This is a genomic window from Actinokineospora sp. PR83 (genome assembly GCF_021056305.1).
Taxonomy (GTDB): Bacteria; Actinomycetota; Actinomycetes; order Mycobacteriales; family Pseudonocardiaceae; genus Actinokineospora; species Actinokineospora spheciospongiae.
This window is the reverse complement of sequence record NZ_JAJCXD010000073.1, coordinates 18,670-35,474: the sequence shown is the minus strand read 5'-3', so window position 1 is coordinate 35,474 and position 16,805 is coordinate 18,670. Positions and strand designations below refer to the sequence as shown.

The window sequence follows — 16,805 nt, the reverse complement described above, 5'->3', positions numbered from 1 at the left end:
CCGGGGAACCGGCTGTGCTGTCAGGTCAGCCGCTGTAGGTGCCGGTCTCCGCGGGAGACCACTTGCCACCGGTGACGCTGTAGACGGTCAGGACCTTGTTGTTGCTGTCACCGAACTCGTCGAACGAGATGGTGCCGGTCGCGCCCTGGCCGTTGTACTTGCCCACCGAGGCGAGCAGGTCGGCGCGCTTGGACTCGGACCAGTCGCCACCGTTGAGCGTGGTGGCCAGCGAGTTGATGATGGCGTTGGCCGCGTCGTAGGAGAACGCGCCGTAGGCGGCGAACTTGTCCTGGTAGCCGGCCTTGTTGTAGGCGTCGACGAACGCCTTGGCGCTGTCGAGCGACTCGGTCGGTGCGCCGACGGAGGTGGCGTAGTCGCCGTCCTTGCCGCCGAGGCTGATGAACTTGTCGTCGTAGATGCCGTCGCCGCCCATGACCGGGATGTTGAGCCCGGCGTCCTTGAGCTGCTTGGACAGCGGACCGGCCTGCGGGTACTGGCCGCCGAAGTACAGCGCGTCCGGGGCGGAGGGCTTGATCGCGGCGATGACGCCGGAGAAGTCGGTGTCCTTCTCGCCGATCTTCTGCCGGGTCACGATCTGCGCGCCGAGGGACTCGGCCTTGGTGGCGAACGCGGCCGCGAGGCCCTCGCCGTAGGTCAGGCCGTCGGTGACGATGGCGATCTTCTTCTTGCCCTGCTTCTCGACCAGGAACTTGGCCGCGAACGGGCCCTGCAGCGAGTCGACGGTGCAGGTGCGGAAGTAGGTCTTGAACTGGCGCGTGGGAGCGGCCGCGTTCTCACCCTTGGACAGCGCGTCGCTGGTGTTCGCGGGCGAGACCTGCACGATGTTCTTCTGCGCCAGGATCGGCTGCACCGACTGGGCCACCGACGAGTTCAGGGTGCCGACGACGCCGACGAGGTTGGGGTCCTGCGACAGCTTGGTGGCCGCCTGCGCGCCCTGCTGCGGGCTCTTCTGGTCGTCCTGCGGGTCGAGGGCGAGCTTGTAGCCCTTGACGGTGCACTTCTCGTTCGCCTCCTTGACCGCGAGGTCGGCGGAGTTCTGGATGCCGAGGCCCAGTGCGGAGAGCTCACCGCTCAGCGGTGCGATGACGCCGACGACCAGCGTGCCCTTGCTCGTGTCGCAGCCCGCACCCGAGGTGCCACCACCGGACTCGGTCTTGTTCGTGCCACAGGCCGCGAGCAGCAGCGCGCCCGCGACCAGCACCGTGGCCTTCACCGTCTGGTTACGCACGTGACGTCCCTTCTCCAAAATCGCCCGGCGAGTACACGTGAACCGCTGCCGGGCGCGGCCCATACCTGTTGGAGGGCTGCGCCGGAAGGTAATGACCCCGGGCGGGGGTAGTCACGCACCCCACGACCTCGTGATCAGACTGCAACGAAAAGCGGGGGCGGTTGTTCGCCTGACGGACGAAACTTCGAATTCACGCCGGGTTGGGGTGCCTGCGCGCAGCAGCGTCTTCACACGGCGTGAGCTGGGCTCTAGCGTGGGAACCGTGCGCAGGCGCAATCGGGTGCTCGCCGCGGTGGTGGGCGCGGGCCTGCTCGCCGGGGCTGTTCTGGCGCTGCGCGTCGACGGTGAAAGCGGGCACCCGATTCCACCCGATCGGGCAGACCGCCACCGGGTTCAGCGGTATCACTCCGATTTCGTGGTATTGCCGGAACCCGGTGCCCGCCCCGACCCGCCGCGCGACCTGACCGCCACCCCCGCCGCCGGCCGCGTGCGCCTGGCCTGGGCCGACGGCCTCCCCGGCGGGACCGCACCGCGCGGCGCCGTGGGCTACGAGGTGCGCCTGGGCGGGTGGACCAGGCTCACCGCGGCCCCGGTCACCGAGTTCGACGGCCTGCCCGACGGGGTGGCGATGTCGGTCTCGGTCCGCAGCGTCGACGCCTTCGGCAGGCGGTCGAGCCCGCTCGGCCTACCCGACGTGGCGGCCGGGGCGGTGCACGAGTCCTGGCGGGACGGCCTGACCGGCGCCCTGGAGGAGTTCCCCGACGGCACCCGGGCCGGGTGGCACCTGTCGGGCTACCCCGGCTGCGTGGACGTCGGCGGCCGGGCGGCCGGGGAGCGCGGCCTGCCGGTCGACCTGGGCTGCGGCGCCGACGAGGCCGTGCTCAGCGCCCGCGCGCCGATGACCCTCGACGGCGGCACCGGCCACTTCACGGTGCTGACCGACGCCGCGGGCCCCGGCGGCACCCTGACCATCGACCTGGCCCCCGGCCGCGCGGACCGCATCGGCACCCGCGACCCGGCCTCGGTCCCCCCGTCGGTCCTGCGCGTGGTCGTCGACGACGCGGGCGTCCGCATCGGCACGGCGCCCCCGACCCGCCGCGCACCGCGCCGGGGGGCGGGGGTCGCCCACCGGTTCGAGGTCCGGCTGTCCCCGCAGGGGGTGGAGGTCGCCCAGGACGGCCTCACGGTCGCCACGTCGCCGACCCCGGTCCCGTGGACGCGGGCGTACCCGCTGGTGGGGGTGCGCGGACCGGACGGCAGGCGCAGCCGCGTCCACGTCACCGCCATCGGCCACACCGGCCCCGCGACCCCGGTCCCCGCCGCGGTGGAGGTCCCGGTCGTCCCCGCCACCCGGCGGGTGCTGGGCCCGGCCGAGCAGGCACCGGGCAGCGGCATCGCCCGCACCCCGCTGACCCGGGCCACCACGGCCCGCGTCGTCGCCACCCTGACCGCCGACACCGGGCTCGAACCGGGCGCCGTCACCGTCCAACTCGGGCAAGCGGTCCTGCCCGCGACGCCCGCGGTCCCCGGCCCGTCCACCCCGGGCTCCTCGATCACGGTCACCGCCGACATCCCCACCACCCTCCTGGGCGACAGCGGTGCCCCGACCCTGTCCCCCCTGGTCGTCCGAGCCCCCGGCACCACCAGGCAAACCCTCGTCCAGGAGATGTACCTCGAACTGGACCAAGCACCACCCGGCTCGATCCCACCCCCGAGGACCAACGCCCAACGCCCCACAACCCCCGCCCTCCCCCGCACCACCCTGACCCTGGGCGACGCGGCGGGCAGGGACCTCCGAACCGCGATCCCCCAGGTCCCCCGGGGCAGACTCCTCGCCACCGCCCACGCCGATGCGTCCCCCACCCAATGGGACACCGGCTCCACGGCGGGCGTGGAAGGCGTGGAACTGTTCCTCGACGGCGGGCTGATCGCAGCGATCCCGACCACGGCGGACGGCCCCGGCACCGGGGGCACCTACGCCATCCCGATAGCCCTGGCCGCCCTCACCCCAGGCAGGCACTCCGTCGAACTGAGACTGTCAGGTGTGGACGGAACAACCACGTCCACCCTCCGCTCCTTCGACCTGCTCCCCTGACCCGGGAACGAGCCGCGGGCCGCCCCGGTGCCGGAGCGACCCGCGTTCGCCGATCAGGTGATGTTCTCCACCACGGCCTCGGCCACGGCCTTCATGGTCGTCCGCCGGTCCATGGCGGTGCGTTGGATCCACCGGAAGGCCTCCGGCTCCGAAAGCCCCTGCTTGGTCATCAGCAGCCCCTTGGCCCGCTCGATCACCTTCCGGGTCTCCAACCGCTCGGTCAGCCCCGCCACCTCGTGCTCCAGGGCCTGCAACTCGGAGAACCGACTCATCGCCAACTCGATCGCAGGCACCAGGTCGTGCTTGGCGAAGGGCTTGACCAGGTACGCCATCGCCCCCGCGTCCCGAGCCCGCTCCACCAACTCCCGCTGGCTGAAGGCGGTCAACATCACCACCGGCGCAATCCGCTCCCGAGCAATGGAGGTAGCCGCGTCAATGCCATCCATCTTCGGCATCTTCACGTCAAGGATCACCAGGTCAGGCCGCAACTCTCCGGCCAACCGAACCGCCTCTTCCCCATCCCCGGCCTCCCCGGCAACCTCGTACCCCTCTTCCCGCAACATCTCAACCAGGTCAAGGCGAATCAACGCCTCATCCTCGGCAACGAGCACACGGCGGGGGGTCGGGGCCGATTGGGCCTCGGCAGCCAGGTCGGTCACCGGGGTCCTCCTGTGGACTAGTGACGGTGAATCGGAGCCCGAAGCTTACCGCCGCCCACCCCCAACCCGTCGTCCACGAGACGTGATCGCGCTGACACCCCGCCCCTCCCGCACCCACCACCCACGTGATCGCGTACAGTGCTCGTCCGACGCCCCCGTAGCCCAATCGGCAGAGGCAGCGGACTCAAAATCCGTCCAGTGTGCGTTCGAGTCGCACCGGGGGCACCACCGCTGACCAGCGGTTACAACCAAATATGTTGATCACTAGTTGATCAGTGGGTGCGGCCCTGGGTGCGAGTAACCTGGGGTGATGAGTGTTGCACGCCTAGAGACGGGCCGCAGGCGCGGCGAGATCGAGCAACGCGGGAACACACTTCGCGTCAAAGTCTATGCCGGAACAGACCCGGTAACAGGCAAACGCATCTACTTCCGAGAAACCATCCAAGGCACGGACAGGGCCGCTCAGAAGAAGCTCACCGAGCTCATCGCGCGCGTGGACAAGCAGCGTTCGACTCCGTCATCCGTCTCATTGGGCTACGCCCTGGACGAGTGGATGAGGACCAGCGAAATCGAAGACAGCACCCGCGAGACGTACGAGGGCTACATCTCACGCACGATCAAACCAGCCCTGGGCAAGCAAGCGATGAACAAGGTCAGTGCCCGATCGCTGGAGAACTTCTACACAGACCTACGCCGATGCCGTGCTCGCTGCGACGGCAAGCCCTATATCGAGAAGCACAAGAAAACGAATGACCACGACTGCCTCACGGTGGAATGCAAGCAGCACAAGTGCAGGGGCATGGTCGCGTCGACCATCCGGCAGATTCACTCCATCATCAGCGGCACAATGAACGCCGCTCTCCGCTGGGACTGGATCGACTCCAATCCAGCCGCCATCGCCCGACGCCCGAGGCAGAAACCACCCGAGCCCGATCCGCCGTCGCCCAAAGAAGCTGCCGCACTGGCCAAAGAAGCGTTCATGATGGACAAGGACTGGGGAACTCTCGTCTGGCTGGTGATGACCACCGGAGTCAGGCGTGGCGAGTTGTGCGGCCTCAGGTTCTCCCGAATCGACTTCGACGAAGGCGTCATCGACCTCCGTCGCAACTGGGTGCGCGGCAAGGAGAAGGACACCAAGACCCACCAGAGCCGCCGAATAGCACTCGACACGGAAACGGTCGTCCTACTCCGCCAACAGCGGGACCGGGTAGCCGACCGCGTACGTGAGTTCGGCGAGGAGTTCACCGACGACCTGTTCGTGTTCACCGGGACGCGCACGCCCGACCACCGGCAGCCCTACCCGCCCAACGCGGTGAGCCAGCGATACAAGGACATGGCGACACGCCTCGATATCGACACCCACCTCCACGCCCTGCGCCACTACTCAGCCACCGAGCTGCTGACCGCAGGCGTCGACCTCAGGACCGTTGCCGGCAGGCTGGGCCATGGCGGGGGCGGCGCTACCACCCTGCGGGTCTACGCGGCCTGGGTAGCCGCCTCGGACCGGAAAGCAGCGGAGATCCTGGGATCGCGCATGCCCAAGGAAGCCCTGGAGTCGACGCGGGTCAAGAACGCTCGGAACGACTGAGCACCCGAGCGAGTCTCCTCTGCTGTCGGACAGAACCCACCTGGTTCGCCAGCAATCGGGCACGTTCAACATGCGACGCGGCTTGATCCCACGCACCAGCGCTGGCCAGCGATTCCACCAGATCGACCCTGAGTGCAGCTTCCGCACGGGCGAATGAAGGGTCAAGCCGTTCCAGCGCCCCGACCAGCACAGCGTTCGCCTCGGGCAATCCGACCTTGGCCAAGGCAGCTCCGCGCCACCTGGCCAAGTGCGTCTCATTGAACACGATGTAAGGAATTCCCGAGTTGTCCGGCTGCGCGGGCAAAACGGAATGGGCGTCATCGAATGCCACCATGGCCTTGCCCTCCTCACCATTGACCGCGCACACCTCCCCATATCCAGCCGCGAGCCACGCCGCCAATAGCGGTGACACCTTGCCCATGGCGATGGATCGAGCGTATTCGGTCAGTTCGACAGCGGCATTCGACTCGCCGATGTCGATCAGAACAACCGCCTGACTCGCACAGACAAAAGCTTCCAGGGACACATCTCCTGCTTCGCGCGCGGATCTGCGAGCAGTGTCGTAATGTTCCCAGGCTCGTTCGACTCGACCTTGGTCCAAAGCCCGCCATCCGGCAAGAGCGGACATACCCACCAACAGCGCGGCCAAACCCGATCGAATGGACTGTCGGAACGCCTGACCTATCAACCGCTCCACCTGGCCGATCTGCACCACTAGATCGTCATGTTCGGCAGAAGCACCCAACCGACGATCAATGGCCCTCGTGAGTTCGAGGCGCTGACGCAACAAGTCCACGGTGACAGCGTCGATATCCCTGCCCGCTCGAATCCTCGACCGCAATCCATCACTCCCGCCCAAGTCCACCACGACCGTCCCCCGCGCGGGCGCGAGCAGATCATCAAAGGATTCGCCAAGCATCTCCTCCAACAGCCGCCGGGTAGCAGGCCGGGGCAATCCCAACGGCCTGCCGTCGTCCCGAAGGCCAGACGCCAACCGTTGCACGTGGCGGGCGCTCAGCGTGCCCTTGAGGCCGCGCTCGCAGGCGAAGCGCTCTGCCTCAGCACTGAACTCCTCCGGTGTCTGGTGCCGCTGTCGCAGCAACTCACCGAAACGAGTCCGTCGCCGCAGTTCATGATCACTTGTGTCGGGCACGTGCACCCTCCTCCCCTGGCCGCATATGTCAGCGCTGATTCAGTCTAGGTCGTCTTAGGGCAAGAGATGGCACGTCCAGGTCGTTCACAAGGGTGAATCCTCTGCGGCAAGCTGACACCAGCCAACAAGCACCGGTGACCGACAGGAACGGCGCCTGAACTGGTTTCAGCGGTAGATGCCGGGCAGGGAGCACACAAATGATCGAAGACCACGTGTCGATCCGACAGCGAATGCTGGGGACAGCGCTGGCCCGGTTGCGGGATGAGGCAGGACTGACCACCAGGGTTGCCGCCGTCAAGCTGGGCACATCATCTGCGACGGTGAACCGTTCCGAGAACGGCCGTCGCCCGGTGTCCCGCAGTGAGGTCGGAGCCGCAATGGCTGTTTACCAGCCGAACGACGACGACCGGTCGTGTGTCCTGGGGATGCTCGATGACCAGGTGGGCAACGGTTGGTGGGCACCCGTGAGGGCGGATCGCACACACCGCATGGCTGTCGCACTCCTGGAGCACCGATCGCGCGCTGTGGAGTTCGCGCCCACGGTTCTCCCTGCCTTGCTGCGAATCCCGCCGTACACGCGGGCGCTGTACCGGCATCCGGCAGAGGACGCGGCCAAGGAACTGGCCGGGGTCAGCGCCCGCCAACGAGGAACGAGCCACCTCGGGAGACCCCTCTACACGGCGATCCTCGACGAAGCCGTGTTACGACGGCCAGTCGGTGGGCCAGCCGTGATGGCCATGCAACTCAGGTGGTTGCTGTCCCTCCTCAAAGACCGCCGGGTGGTCATCCACGTTGTCCCTTTCCGGCGCGGCGCCTACCGCCCCACCGGCGCCTTCACCCTCTACATGCCGACGACCGCACGCCCCGTGGTGCACACCCACACGCACTTCACGTCCGGTTTCCTCGACGACCAAGCCGCCCTTGACGCGTTCGAGAGTGCGGTCAGCGAACTGATCGGCTTGGCCTGCGATCCGCACGAGAGCGCGGACCTCATCACACGCGCGGCCAACGCTCACGAGCGGCTTTAAACAGTTCCCCACCCAAGGTTTCCCGACACCCGATGGTCACCGACCACCACAAGGAGACCCATGCCCAACCAACCCGTCATCGGCACCGGCCCGACCGACACGATGCCACCCCTCACCTCGGAGCTGCACAAACTCATCCAGGTCTCAACCGAGATCGATGCGGCTCTGGACCAAGGGCAACTCGACCGAGCTGGCGTCGAAGCCCTCGAACACCTCTACCCCACTCTTATCAGCCAGTCCGCCCGCTGGCTCATCACCCCTCCGACCTCGTCAGCCAACGAGAATCTTCCAACCGCTGGCCCAGAACATCAGGAACCACCGCCGGAACAGGCGTGCCACCTACACGGAACCCTGGCTGACCTCCGGATCGTCCCCCAGAACCTCATCGACATGATCCCCACAGGACACGTCGAACCGGCCGAAGTCGCCGGACTCGCCATCGTCTACCACGACGCGATCACCCCACTGCGCTGGCTCCTCGCCCACCACCACACCCCCAGGGCTCAACAACTCCTGCGCTACCTGACGACCTCGCGGTACCGGAGGACCAAACGATGATGAGCACAGTCACCGACATCAGTGCCGCAGGCATCGACGGAGTTCGACCCAAGACCTTGCGCGGGTTGCTCCTCGCTCGTGAACTGGACACCAACCGCACCAAGCGGGGACTGACCACGCGCAAGCTGGCCGACCAGATGCGGATGAGCCCCGCCATGTGCAACCGCGTCATGACCGGTCGCCGGGTACCCACCCCACTGGAGATCGGTGGTCTCTGCGCACTCCTGGACATCCCGGCCCACCGACGCCCAGCGCTCTACGAACTGGCCCGAACTGCCAGTGACACCCAATGGATCATCCATCGAACCCAAGGCACTGAGATCCTGAGCGCCATCGAAGCGGAAGCCCACACCATCACCAGCGTTTGCCCCTCCCCCATCCCCGGCCCACTCCGCACCGACGCTTACAACTCCAACCAGGAGCGAGCCACACCGGGCCATGAGCGCCTGGCAGACAGGTACCTGCTTCACCCTGCCGCACTGCGCGACACCGCCGTACCGCGTCATGTCATGCGGGAACAGCTACGGCACCTCACTTCCGCACCCAAGCCCGTCCGTCTGCTCCCGAACAGCACTCCCCTCCACGGAGCCTTCCGGGTCGTTCAGATCGAGCACTTCCACCCCGTCGTCTGGCTCGAACACGAAGTGACGACGGTCGTCCTGGAGCGTCCCAGCGAGACCTCTCCCTACACGAGAGTCGAGAGCACGCTCATGAACGCAGCTCTCTCGGTCAAGGAAACCAACGAAGCACTGCTTCGACTCGCCGCCAACATCACCCCGTGACAGGAGCCAGCCATGCCACCACCCGACCCGAACCCGCAGGGCGCGACGGTGCCCGCCCTGCTTCCCAACCTGACCGTGCTCCTGGGCATGATCGGCACGTCGGCCAACAGGCTCGCACACAAGATCGAAGTCCTGGACATCGACCAATCGTCGCTCGACGACTTCGAGTACGCGTGCCGCCACGCCATCTACGTGGCCCAATGGTTCATCGACCACCAGTACACCGGACCCGACGCCCTGCCGCCGAACGCTGACGGCAGCAGTCCGATCGACCCTGACTGGTACAAGTCATTCGGACCTGCTCCCAAGTGGCCGGACGCAGACCACCCGTCGAAGCACCGGCTGGACGAGTGATGCCCCCGCCCGTCCTCCGCGTGTGACAAGTGACGCCGTCTGCCGGACCTCCCGATTGAGGTCCGCCAGATGGCGTCACGGGCGTTTGTGACGGGTTCGCGCGAACCCGTCACACCTGTCACAACGCACCATCTTCCCTGCTCGGGACCACATTCCGGTCTGTCACAGCATCTGTCACAACCGGACCGGCCTGTGACGGGTTCGCGTAGCGTGTGACAGCGGATTCGATCTCGGACACCCGGTACCCGCGCACCTGGCGAACGCCCTCCTCGGACGCGATCCTGTCCCGTGTCGACACACAGCCGAACTCGCTCATTTGACGTCCCAGCGTGGTCGAGTCGAACCCGGTTACCTCGACCAGTTCAGCGTTGGGGATGAACTCACGCCCGTCCCCGTGACGGTCGACGTACTCGACCACCTCAGCCAACAGACTCGGCAACTCCTCCGTCGTCTGCGCGACCTCGACCATGGGAACGGACGCACCGAGCAGAGCAGGAGTCGACTCCTCACCGGCCGCGTGTCCGGAGAGCGTTCCTTCCGCGACTCGCAGAGTCCTACCCCGAGCGCACAACGTCCGCCAATCCTCGTTGGGCATGTAGTACGTGCGCACGACCGTCGCCAGCACATCGGCACCAGTCTCGGATTCCCCATCGGGCCGCAAGATGCCCACGCCCTTGTGGGACGCGAGGAGCCGACTGGAGTCATACCCCCGGGTGTTCATTTGCTCCCCGAGGATGATGTTCGAGTCGCGCCAGTCCATGACCCGCAGGGCGAACCGCGAACCGAGCACCGCACGCAGTCCGGACGGGATCGTCTTGGAGTCCGGCCGTTGAGTCGCCAGCACGAGCACGATCCCCGCAGCGGGTCCTTTCTTGGCAAGCCACGTCAGCAGTTCACCGACGTACTCGCCAGCCGTCACCCTGCGACCCTCGACCTCGACGGCCGTACGCTCCTCCAACGGCACCTGGACCTCATCCACGATGATCGCGGTGACAGGCATGTCGAGCACGGTGTCCCTGGAGATCGCCGGGGTGATCTTGGATTCGGGACAGACCTCGTCGTCCAACTCCCTCATGCGCCGATAGCGTCCCTGCACCTCCCCCACCAGTTCGACAAGCCAGTCGATGAGCAACAGGACATGCGCGGCCTCATCACCGGACATGAACCGGTGCGCGACCTGGGCTGAGGCGTCCCAGTCCTTGCCCGCCTTGAAGTCGGCCACGTACAGCCGCGTGTACGGATCCAAGATGAGACCGGCAGCGGCCAACCGCGCCGCGAACATCTTGCCTTGGCGAGGGATGGCACCGACCAGAAGCGACGTCCACACCAACGGCAGGTCGATCCGCCGCTGTCGCGCATCCCGACCGAACGGCACCGGCCGCCAGGCATCCCACCGGTCCGCACCGAGCAGTGGTGTCCGCATCGGCGGCGCCCCGTACGGGTCCGTGTCCGCGACCCACAACGCCACCCACCCGGCATGACCACCGTTGCCGCGCACCCGCTCAACGATGAGTTGGATTTCATCCACGGCCAGCGCCGACGCCAGCGCATCCCGGTTCTTGACGACGTCGGCCGCCTTGCGGGTCGCGGGCAGGTCGACGGTGACAGCCCAGCCGTCCCCCTGCCGCGTGGCCCGCTCGACCAGCCGCAGCGACTCGTCCTTGCCGATGAGCTTGGCGTCCCGGAACGCGTCCACGAGCACCTGGGGGTCCATCGTCCACGTCAGCGCGCGAGCACCCGCAAGCACAGCCTTTCGTCCCGGTGCCCCATCACGCTGCCGTCCCAGCACAGCCAGGAGCGCCGTCAGGACGCCAGCAACGCCCCACAGCAGGCCGGCGCCGCAGACAAGCGACACGACCAACCCAGCACACACGATCACAGCGAGCGCGACCCCGGTCACTCGCCACCGGAACAGCGACAGCGCTCGAATCTCCGCGAACTTGTCCGCCAGCTTTCCCTGAGCTTCCGCAGCTTGGCGGTAGTCGCCGACGGTCACCCATCGCCGCCACCACCGAAGCGCGGCCATGACGCCCCGGACAACGGCCCGGAGGTACCGCCATGGCACCCGCAGCAGCCACGCGAGCGCGTTCCGCACGGCTTGCCGCGCGTGGGTGCGTTCCTTCAGCCACAGCGGCACGCGAGGCGAGTACCGCCACCACCGCGCCACTCGATCGCGCGGCCGTTCGTGAACAACGACGTCGTTCACGAGTTCGGCGTCATAAACCGGCCCGGCGTTCACGAGGTCCCGGGGCTCGCCGTTCATGACCGCACCTCCTCGGAAAGCGCGGTCGCCAACCGCGAGGAGAGTCCTCGGGAGCAGTCCGTGACCTGGCGAACCCATGCGGGCGTGACGTCGACCCCGGGAGCCCAAGCCGCCCGCGCTTCCGCCAGGTAGTCAGCGAACAGCTTCCGGGCAGGCTTCTCCTCCGGTGGCCGGGCATCTGCCACCGCGACCGCCACAGCGGCGGTGAGCTTGTCCCGGAGGTCGGTCACGGCCTCAGCAGCCGTGAACACCACCAACGGCGGGACGGAGTGGAGCACCACACCGGACACCGATCCGGCAGCCCACGACTCCCAGGTGTTCATGACGTAGGTGGCCGTGAGCGTCGCCCACTTGGTACGACGGACCCATGAACCCGTGCGCACCCGATACCGGGCCGTCACCTGTTCCGCACGCAGGATGGCCAACAGCACGAGCGACACCATCGGGTCGAGCAACCACGCAGTGAGCCACGGCAGCGACCACGGCGCCGCACCACCGGCCGCAAACGCTTGAACGTTGGTCATCGTGAACGCGAGCCCGAGGACGATCCCAGCCCAACAGAGCCGGTCCACCTCGGCGCGCACCTGCTCCACCCGGAGCGCGACCACGTCAGGGTGGGTTTGGTAGGTGCGGATCTCCGCTGCCTCGGTTGCCTGTGATGCCAGACGGTCCACCTGGGAGGGGCGGGGCAGCCGCGATTCCGCGGCTGCCCCTTCCCGGCTGAAGCGGTTCATCGCTTCCCGCCCCGCGAACCATCGGCAACGATGGTCAAGGCGCGTACGAGCGTGTGCGCCGTGAACAGCGCTGGCAACCCGAGCACGACCGCGAGGAGCGTCGTGTTCTCAGTGGCGTAGGTGACGACCACCCACTGAGTCCCGGTAATCAAGCCAGCGAGCACGAGCACCCTGCCCGCGAGCGAGACTGCCCGCACCCCGGACCGTGCCGCGTCCGCTGCCGCACGTGCCTTGCGCTTGCCCGACCGCCACATGAGCACGACTCCGAGAAGGACACCGATCCCGGCAACCAGACCGGTCGGGCTGATCGTGATGGCGCTCATTCCCGATCCCCCGTCTCCCGACGTGCGAGCCACAGCGGGTAGACAGCGCGCCGATCCTCCTCGTTCAGCGCGCCCCACACCCCGAGCGACAGGTAGCCCGCTGTTCGGAACTCCACTTCCAGGCACTCACCGCGCACCGGGCACCCGGCGCACACCCGCGCGGCCAACTCCCGATCGGAGTGGATGTCACCGGAGAACTCCGGCGCCTGGCCGCTGGCGTACAACCTCATGCACTCGCCATCCGTGGTGACCCGGGTCCACAGGACGTCATCCGGAACGTCGGCGTACTGGTCGAGCCCCGCCGCGATCTGCTCGAAGTGGTCGCTCACCAGGCACCACCGGCACGCTCGACCTCACGAGCCATCCGACGCTGGGCAGCGATGTCGGCAACGTCCACAACTCCACCGGTCGCAGCGGCCTGGTTGGCCATCTCCGCGACCGCCTGAGCGGGCACGACGTAGCGGGAGCGCACCCGCACAGCAGGGAAGGCGTCCTCCCGGATCGCCCGGTAGACGGTGGCCGCGTCAACCCGCAGGATGCGAGCGGCCTCGGGAACCGTGTAGAACGTGGGCAGTTGGTTGTTCAGGGCAAAGTTGGTCATTGCAAGAGCCCTTCGCGAAACTGACATCATTCGTCCACAACTGACATCAGCGCTCATTAATGGCTAATTACCGCTCATGTCAGCGCAATCTCGTCTTCGTCAGTGCATCCCTCGCTAATGTCAGCGCTGAGGCGGAGCACGGAGGCGTACGTGGACGAGGATTGGCCTGCGGTCGCGTCGGCGATCAACAGCCGCGCGGACGAGCTGGCGCTCAAGCAGCGCGAGCTTTCCGAACGATCGGGTGTCTCGCTGGCGATCGTCCGCGAACTCCAGCAAGGCAAAATCCACCGCCGCCGCAGCCCGCGCACCCTGGAAGCCATGTCGATAGCCCTCGACTGGCACCCGGAACACCTGTCGGCCGTACTCCGTGGGAAGACCCCGCCGAGCCCCGACAGCACCACGACGTACACAGAGGACCCGGTCATCCCCCTGTTGCAGACCGTCATCCGCGAGCTTCGCGGCCTGCGAGCACAGGTGGGCACCCTGACAAGTCGCCTCGACGAGTCGGGCAGAACCCAACCGAGAAAGGAGGACTGACGCTCGTTCCACACGGGCATTTCGGTTCGCTGTCATGAGAACAGCAGACCGCGGCGAGGGGGGTGAAAATAATTGCCAGCACCTAACACGGGCCTTGTTAGGTCCAGTTAGGTCGGCATGTCACAACGGCCGGGGGGCCGCGTTGACAACTCGCAACCGCAGGGACGCCCGCACAAAACTACAGGCTGTCCGGCAAGAACTGAAGTACACCCAAGCCCACGTGGTCCGCTACTTCCTCGCCCGTCGTGAGCAGGTCCCCGGCCTGCCCCGGGCATCAGAGTCCGCGCTCAACATCATGATGTCGCGTTGGGAGAACGGCCACGTAGAGGTGACCGAACCCGGCTACCAACGCCTGTTCCGCGAAATCTACGGCCGCACCAACGAGGAGTTGGGCTTCCCACCCGAGCCAGCCAGCGAGAGCGCCGAAGAACTCCGCAACCGTCTACTGGTCTCCCGCACCGTCGACGCCGCCACGCTCGACCTCTTCCAACGCCAGGTCAACGACCTCAGAGGAGCCGACAAGCAGTTCGGCTCCCTCCCCGTCCTCGACCAACTGAGCGCCCACATCCGCCAGTTGGAAGCAATCCGCTCCTACAGCGTCAACCCCACCCACCGCGAACGCCTCTCCCACATCCTCACCGACGCCCGAACCCTGGCAGGCTGGAACGCCCTGGACCGGGGTTCCCAACTCCAGGCGTGGCAACTCCACGAGGACGCCAAGGTCTCAGCCCGCGAGGCCAACGCCCCACACCTCTTGGCCCACGCCGCCGCACAACAAGCGGTCATCCTCCAAGACATGGGCGAACACTCAGCAGCCGTGGAACTCCTGGAGTTCGCCCGCTATGTCGCCGACGCCCAGGCCCCCGCCCTCCTCCGCACATGGCTGGCAGCCGCCCACGGCGAGGGCCTGGCCGCCGTAGGCAACCGCACAGCCGCCCTCCAAGCCTTCGACGACGCCAACCGCCTCATGCCCACCGACCCCGTAGACCCCTCCCTCCCCTTCCTCCTCCTCGATGACGGCCACCTCACCCGCTGGCGCGGCAACACCCTCCTCAAGCTCGGCGACGAAGACGCGATCAACCAACTCGAAACCGCCGCCAAGCTCTTGGAGTCCTCCCCCACCGCAGCCATCCGAGGCCAAACCGGCATGTATGTAGACCTGGCTATCGCCTACGCCGTAGCGGGTGACCGAGAAAAAGCACTGGCTTACATCCGAAAGGGCCGCCAACTGGCAGCCCGCATCGACTCCGACCGCCAGCGGAAACGCCTAGAATACATTGACCTAAGCCCGGATATTACGGGTGGCTAGGTAATATAGCAACGGGATGATCGCTCCCGAACCCAACACTTCACCGTTTTTTATCAGTTCCAACATCCGATCCACGGGAATCCATTCAATTCGAGCAGCTTCTTCAGCATCGATCGGCTCACCAATCTTTTCTGCCGCCGTCCACATATATACATCTACGGGCGCGTCGACCATGCCTGGCAGCGGTTGGAAACTCATGACGTGCTCTGGTGGACCGATCGGCCGCCAGCCTGTTTCCTCTACAGCTTCCCGAGCGGCAGTCTGAGCCGGATTTTCATTTTTCTCCACTAGCCCACCAATAAGCTCATAACCCCATTTATTCACAGCAAAACGATATCGCCATAGCGTCAAAACTTCATTTCGTTCGTTAAGCAAGAATGCTATAGCAACATGATCCAATTTTACCACATGGTGCTCGAAACGACTTCCGTCCGGAGGTTCTACATCCACCAATTCAAGATTGACCCACTTATTCGCATATACAGCACGTCGACCGTGAATTTTCCAATGAATATTTTCATGGTTGGGTTCCATTTGATGATAGTAAACCAACAGAGACCCCCAGGCTAGTCGGAAGTTCGAGCTTTATTTAATCTAGAAGTATAGTTTGTGTTCGCGAAGATCTGCGCATTATTAAGGACTATATGGCAGTCGAACGAAGAAAGGCACGTTCCCACCCTTCACGTCCTACATTTGCCAATTACGCCAAAGGCATCTAATTTTCGATTGCACTCTTATTCAATAAAAATGCAACCGCTTGATTCAAGTTTGGTAAAGCTCTAAGTGAGATTGGATCAAAGGTGGTCCAGATTATAGGACTAACATCGGACACATTCGGCACACCAAGGGCTTTAAACTGCACGGAAAGCAGTTTCATTGCATCCTTGCCATGGCAGACAAATACAGGATCCTCTGCATCAATATTCTGGATAGTTTCTTGAATTGTGTTTACGACTTTTGTCATTCGAGTTAAACTTATTTCTGCGGCCTGCAGCAAAGCTTTAATAATTTTTTCTTTGTCTATACTGATGCCCCCTTGAGAGTCCGCCTTAACATACTTCCGCAAGTTGATTTCAGAAACTGGAAGTCTCCAAGAATTTAATTGGCTAGACAACCGTACTGCAGTTAAATACTTTGCGACAACACACATTGCATTGAAAACCTTATGCGCATCTACCATTTCAATACCGTAGCCGAGTTTCAGTGCCTTTTCGATATTAGAAACACCAAGAACGTAGCCTTCCATATCTCGATAGTCGGTAACCCAGGAGTTGACTGGGTATGTTTCCTCTACAAATTTGCCATGGTCGAGGTCAATTAATCCTCGAATCTGTACCTGCGCATCTTCAACAGTCCGCAAAAAATCGATAAGGCGTTGCCGATTACCCCCCTGATCAACATCGGCCATATCCACCGAGTCAATAATCTGCACGGTGGTGTTCGAGTCTAGATTATGCCCACTAATCCATTTTAGAAAAGCTCGATCTTTTGTACCTTCAACATATAGTTCCCGACGGTTTGGATCCATTTTGTGTGCAGTTAGTATCGTTCCAGGACCTCGACGAAGCATGC

At 64.9% G+C, this 16,805-nt stretch carries 18 protein-coding genes and 1 tRNA gene; 9 read left to right on the top strand and 10 right to left on the bottom strand.

Annotated elements, in window-relative coordinates; all coding sequences use genetic code 11:
• Positions 1–25 precede the first annotated feature (25 nt).
• The gene (locus tag L6E12_RS23735; RefSeq protein WP_236230138.1) at positions 26–1,249 is read right to left on the bottom strand and encodes a branched-chain amino acid ABC transporter substrate-binding protein; all 1,224 of its coding nucleotides are present in this window, start codon (positions 1,247–1,249) and stop codon (positions 26–28) included.
• A gap of 262 nt (positions 1,250–1,511) precedes the next feature.
• On the opposite strand from L6E12_RS23735, the gene L6E12_RS23730 reads away from it, so the two are divergent.
• Positions 1,512–3,344 (top strand): hypothetical protein, encoded by a 1,833-nt coding sequence (locus tag L6E12_RS23730; RefSeq protein WP_236230137.1) that lies wholly within the window; start codon positions 1,512–1,514, stop codon positions 3,342–3,344.
• Between the two features lie 53 nt (positions 3,345–3,397).
• Here L6E12_RS23730 and L6E12_RS23725 read toward each other — a convergent pair whose 3' ends face one another.
• Positions 3,398–4,003, bottom strand: coding sequence for an ANTAR domain-containing response regulator (locus tag L6E12_RS23725; protein ID WP_236230136.1), 606 nt, complete (start codon positions 4,001–4,003; stop codon positions 3,398–3,400).
• A gap of 151 nt (positions 4,004–4,154) precedes the next feature.
• On the opposite strand from L6E12_RS23725, the gene L6E12_RS23720 reads away from it, so the two are divergent.
• Both L6E12_RS23720 and L6E12_RS23715 read left to right on the top strand, forming a co-directional pair.
• A tRNA-Leu gene (locus L6E12_RS23720) sits at positions 4,155–4,231 on the top strand.
• Positions 4,232–4,313: 82 nt separating this feature from the next.
• A complete protein-coding gene (locus L6E12_RS23715) occupies positions 4,314–5,591 on the top strand; it encodes a tyrosine-type recombinase/integrase (RefSeq protein ID WP_236230135.1) in 1,278 nt (425 codons plus the stop codon).
• On the opposite strand, the gene L6E12_RS23710 is transcribed toward L6E12_RS23715, so the two are convergent.
• Entirely contained in the window at positions 5,569–6,744 is a 1,176-nt protein-coding gene (locus L6E12_RS23710; RefSeq protein WP_236230134.1) for a hypothetical protein, read from the bottom strand. The two genes, L6E12_RS23715 and L6E12_RS23710, sit on opposite strands and share 23 nt — an antisense overlap.
• Before the next feature lie 197 nt (positions 6,745–6,941).
• On the opposite strand from L6E12_RS23710, the gene L6E12_RS23705 reads away from it, so the two are divergent.
• Genes L6E12_RS23705 through L6E12_RS23690 form a run of 4 tightly spaced genes read left to right on the top strand, consistent with a single transcriptional unit; the run spans position 6,942 to position 9,466 of the window.
• On the top strand, positions 6,942–7,772 hold the full coding sequence (locus tag L6E12_RS23705; protein ID WP_236230133.1) for a helix-turn-helix transcriptional regulator: 831 nt from the start codon (positions 6,942–6,944) through the stop codon (positions 7,770–7,772).
• 60 nt (positions 7,773–7,832) lie between these two features.
• A complete protein-coding gene (locus tag L6E12_RS23700; protein WP_236230132.1) occupies positions 7,833–8,330 on the top strand; it encodes a hypothetical protein in 498 nt (165 codons plus the stop codon).
• Positions 8,327–9,112, top strand: a complete 786-nt coding sequence (locus tag L6E12_RS23695; RefSeq protein WP_236230131.1) for a Scr1 family TA system antitoxin-like transcriptional regulator — start codon at positions 8,327–8,329, stop codon at positions 9,110–9,112. Before L6E12_RS23700 ends, L6E12_RS23695 begins: the two co-directional genes overlap by 4 nt.
• A 12-nt stretch (positions 9,113–9,124) precedes the next feature.
• Positions 9,125–9,466, top strand: a complete 342-nt coding sequence (locus L6E12_RS23690; RefSeq protein WP_236230130.1) for a hypothetical protein — start codon at positions 9,125–9,127, stop codon at positions 9,464–9,466.
• A gap of 118 nt (positions 9,467–9,584) precedes the next feature.
• On the opposite strand, the gene L6E12_RS23685 is transcribed toward L6E12_RS23690, so the two are convergent.
• Genes L6E12_RS23685 through L6E12_RS23665 form a run of 5 tightly spaced genes read right to left on the bottom strand, consistent with a single transcriptional unit; the run spans position 9,585 to position 13,387 of the window.
• Positions 9,585–11,729, bottom strand: a complete 2,145-nt coding sequence (locus L6E12_RS23685) for a cell division protein FtsK (protein ID WP_236230129.1) — start codon at positions 11,727–11,729, stop codon at positions 9,585–9,587.
• Positions 11,726–12,463 (bottom strand): hypothetical protein, encoded by a 738-nt coding sequence (locus L6E12_RS23680; protein ID WP_236230128.1) that lies wholly within the window; start codon positions 12,461–12,463, stop codon positions 11,726–11,728. The genes L6E12_RS23685 and L6E12_RS23680 overlap by 4 nt, the downstream gene beginning before the upstream one ends.
• Positions 12,460–12,786: a hypothetical protein gene (locus L6E12_RS23675; protein ID WP_236230127.1), complete on the bottom strand. Its 327-nt coding sequence runs from the start codon at positions 12,784–12,786 to the stop codon at positions 12,460–12,462. Before L6E12_RS23675 ends, L6E12_RS23680 begins: the two co-directional genes overlap by 4 nt.
• A complete protein-coding gene (locus tag L6E12_RS23670) occupies positions 12,783–13,115 on the bottom strand; it encodes a WhiB family transcriptional regulator (protein ID WP_236230126.1) in 333 nt (110 codons plus the stop codon). The genes L6E12_RS23675 and L6E12_RS23670 overlap by 4 nt, the downstream gene beginning before the upstream one ends.
• Entirely contained in the window at positions 13,112–13,387 is a 276-nt protein-coding gene (locus L6E12_RS23665; RefSeq protein WP_236230125.1) for a helix-turn-helix domain-containing protein, read from the bottom strand. The genes L6E12_RS23670 and L6E12_RS23665 overlap by 4 nt, the downstream gene beginning before the upstream one ends.
• Positions 13,388–13,537: 150 nt before the next feature.
• Here L6E12_RS23665 and L6E12_RS23660 point away from each other — a divergent pair, with 150 nt between their 5' ends.
• Together L6E12_RS23660 and L6E12_RS23655 are read left to right on the top strand one after the other, a co-directional pair.
• On the top strand, positions 13,538–13,924 hold the full coding sequence (locus L6E12_RS23660) for a hypothetical protein (protein ID WP_236230124.1): 387 nt from the start codon (positions 13,538–13,540) through the stop codon (positions 13,922–13,924).
• Positions 13,925–14,144: 220 nt separating this feature from the next.
• Positions 14,145–15,233, top strand: a complete 1,089-nt coding sequence (locus tag L6E12_RS23655; RefSeq protein ID WP_236230123.1) for a tetratricopeptide repeat protein — start codon at positions 14,145–14,147, stop codon at positions 15,231–15,233.
• On the opposite strand, the gene L6E12_RS23650 is transcribed toward L6E12_RS23655, so the two are convergent.
• Both L6E12_RS23650 and L6E12_RS23645 read right to left on the bottom strand, forming a co-directional pair.
• On the bottom strand, positions 15,207–15,767 hold the full coding sequence (locus L6E12_RS23650) for an NUDIX hydrolase (protein WP_236230122.1): 561 nt from the start codon (positions 15,765–15,767) through the stop codon (positions 15,207–15,209). The two genes, L6E12_RS23655 and L6E12_RS23650, sit on opposite strands and share 27 nt — an antisense overlap.
• A gap of 181 nt (positions 15,768–15,948) precedes the next feature.
• Entirely contained in the window at positions 15,949–16,803 is an 855-nt protein-coding gene (locus tag L6E12_RS23645) for a hypothetical protein (RefSeq protein WP_236230121.1), read from the bottom strand.
• Between the last annotated feature and the right edge of the window lie 2 nt (positions 16,804–16,805).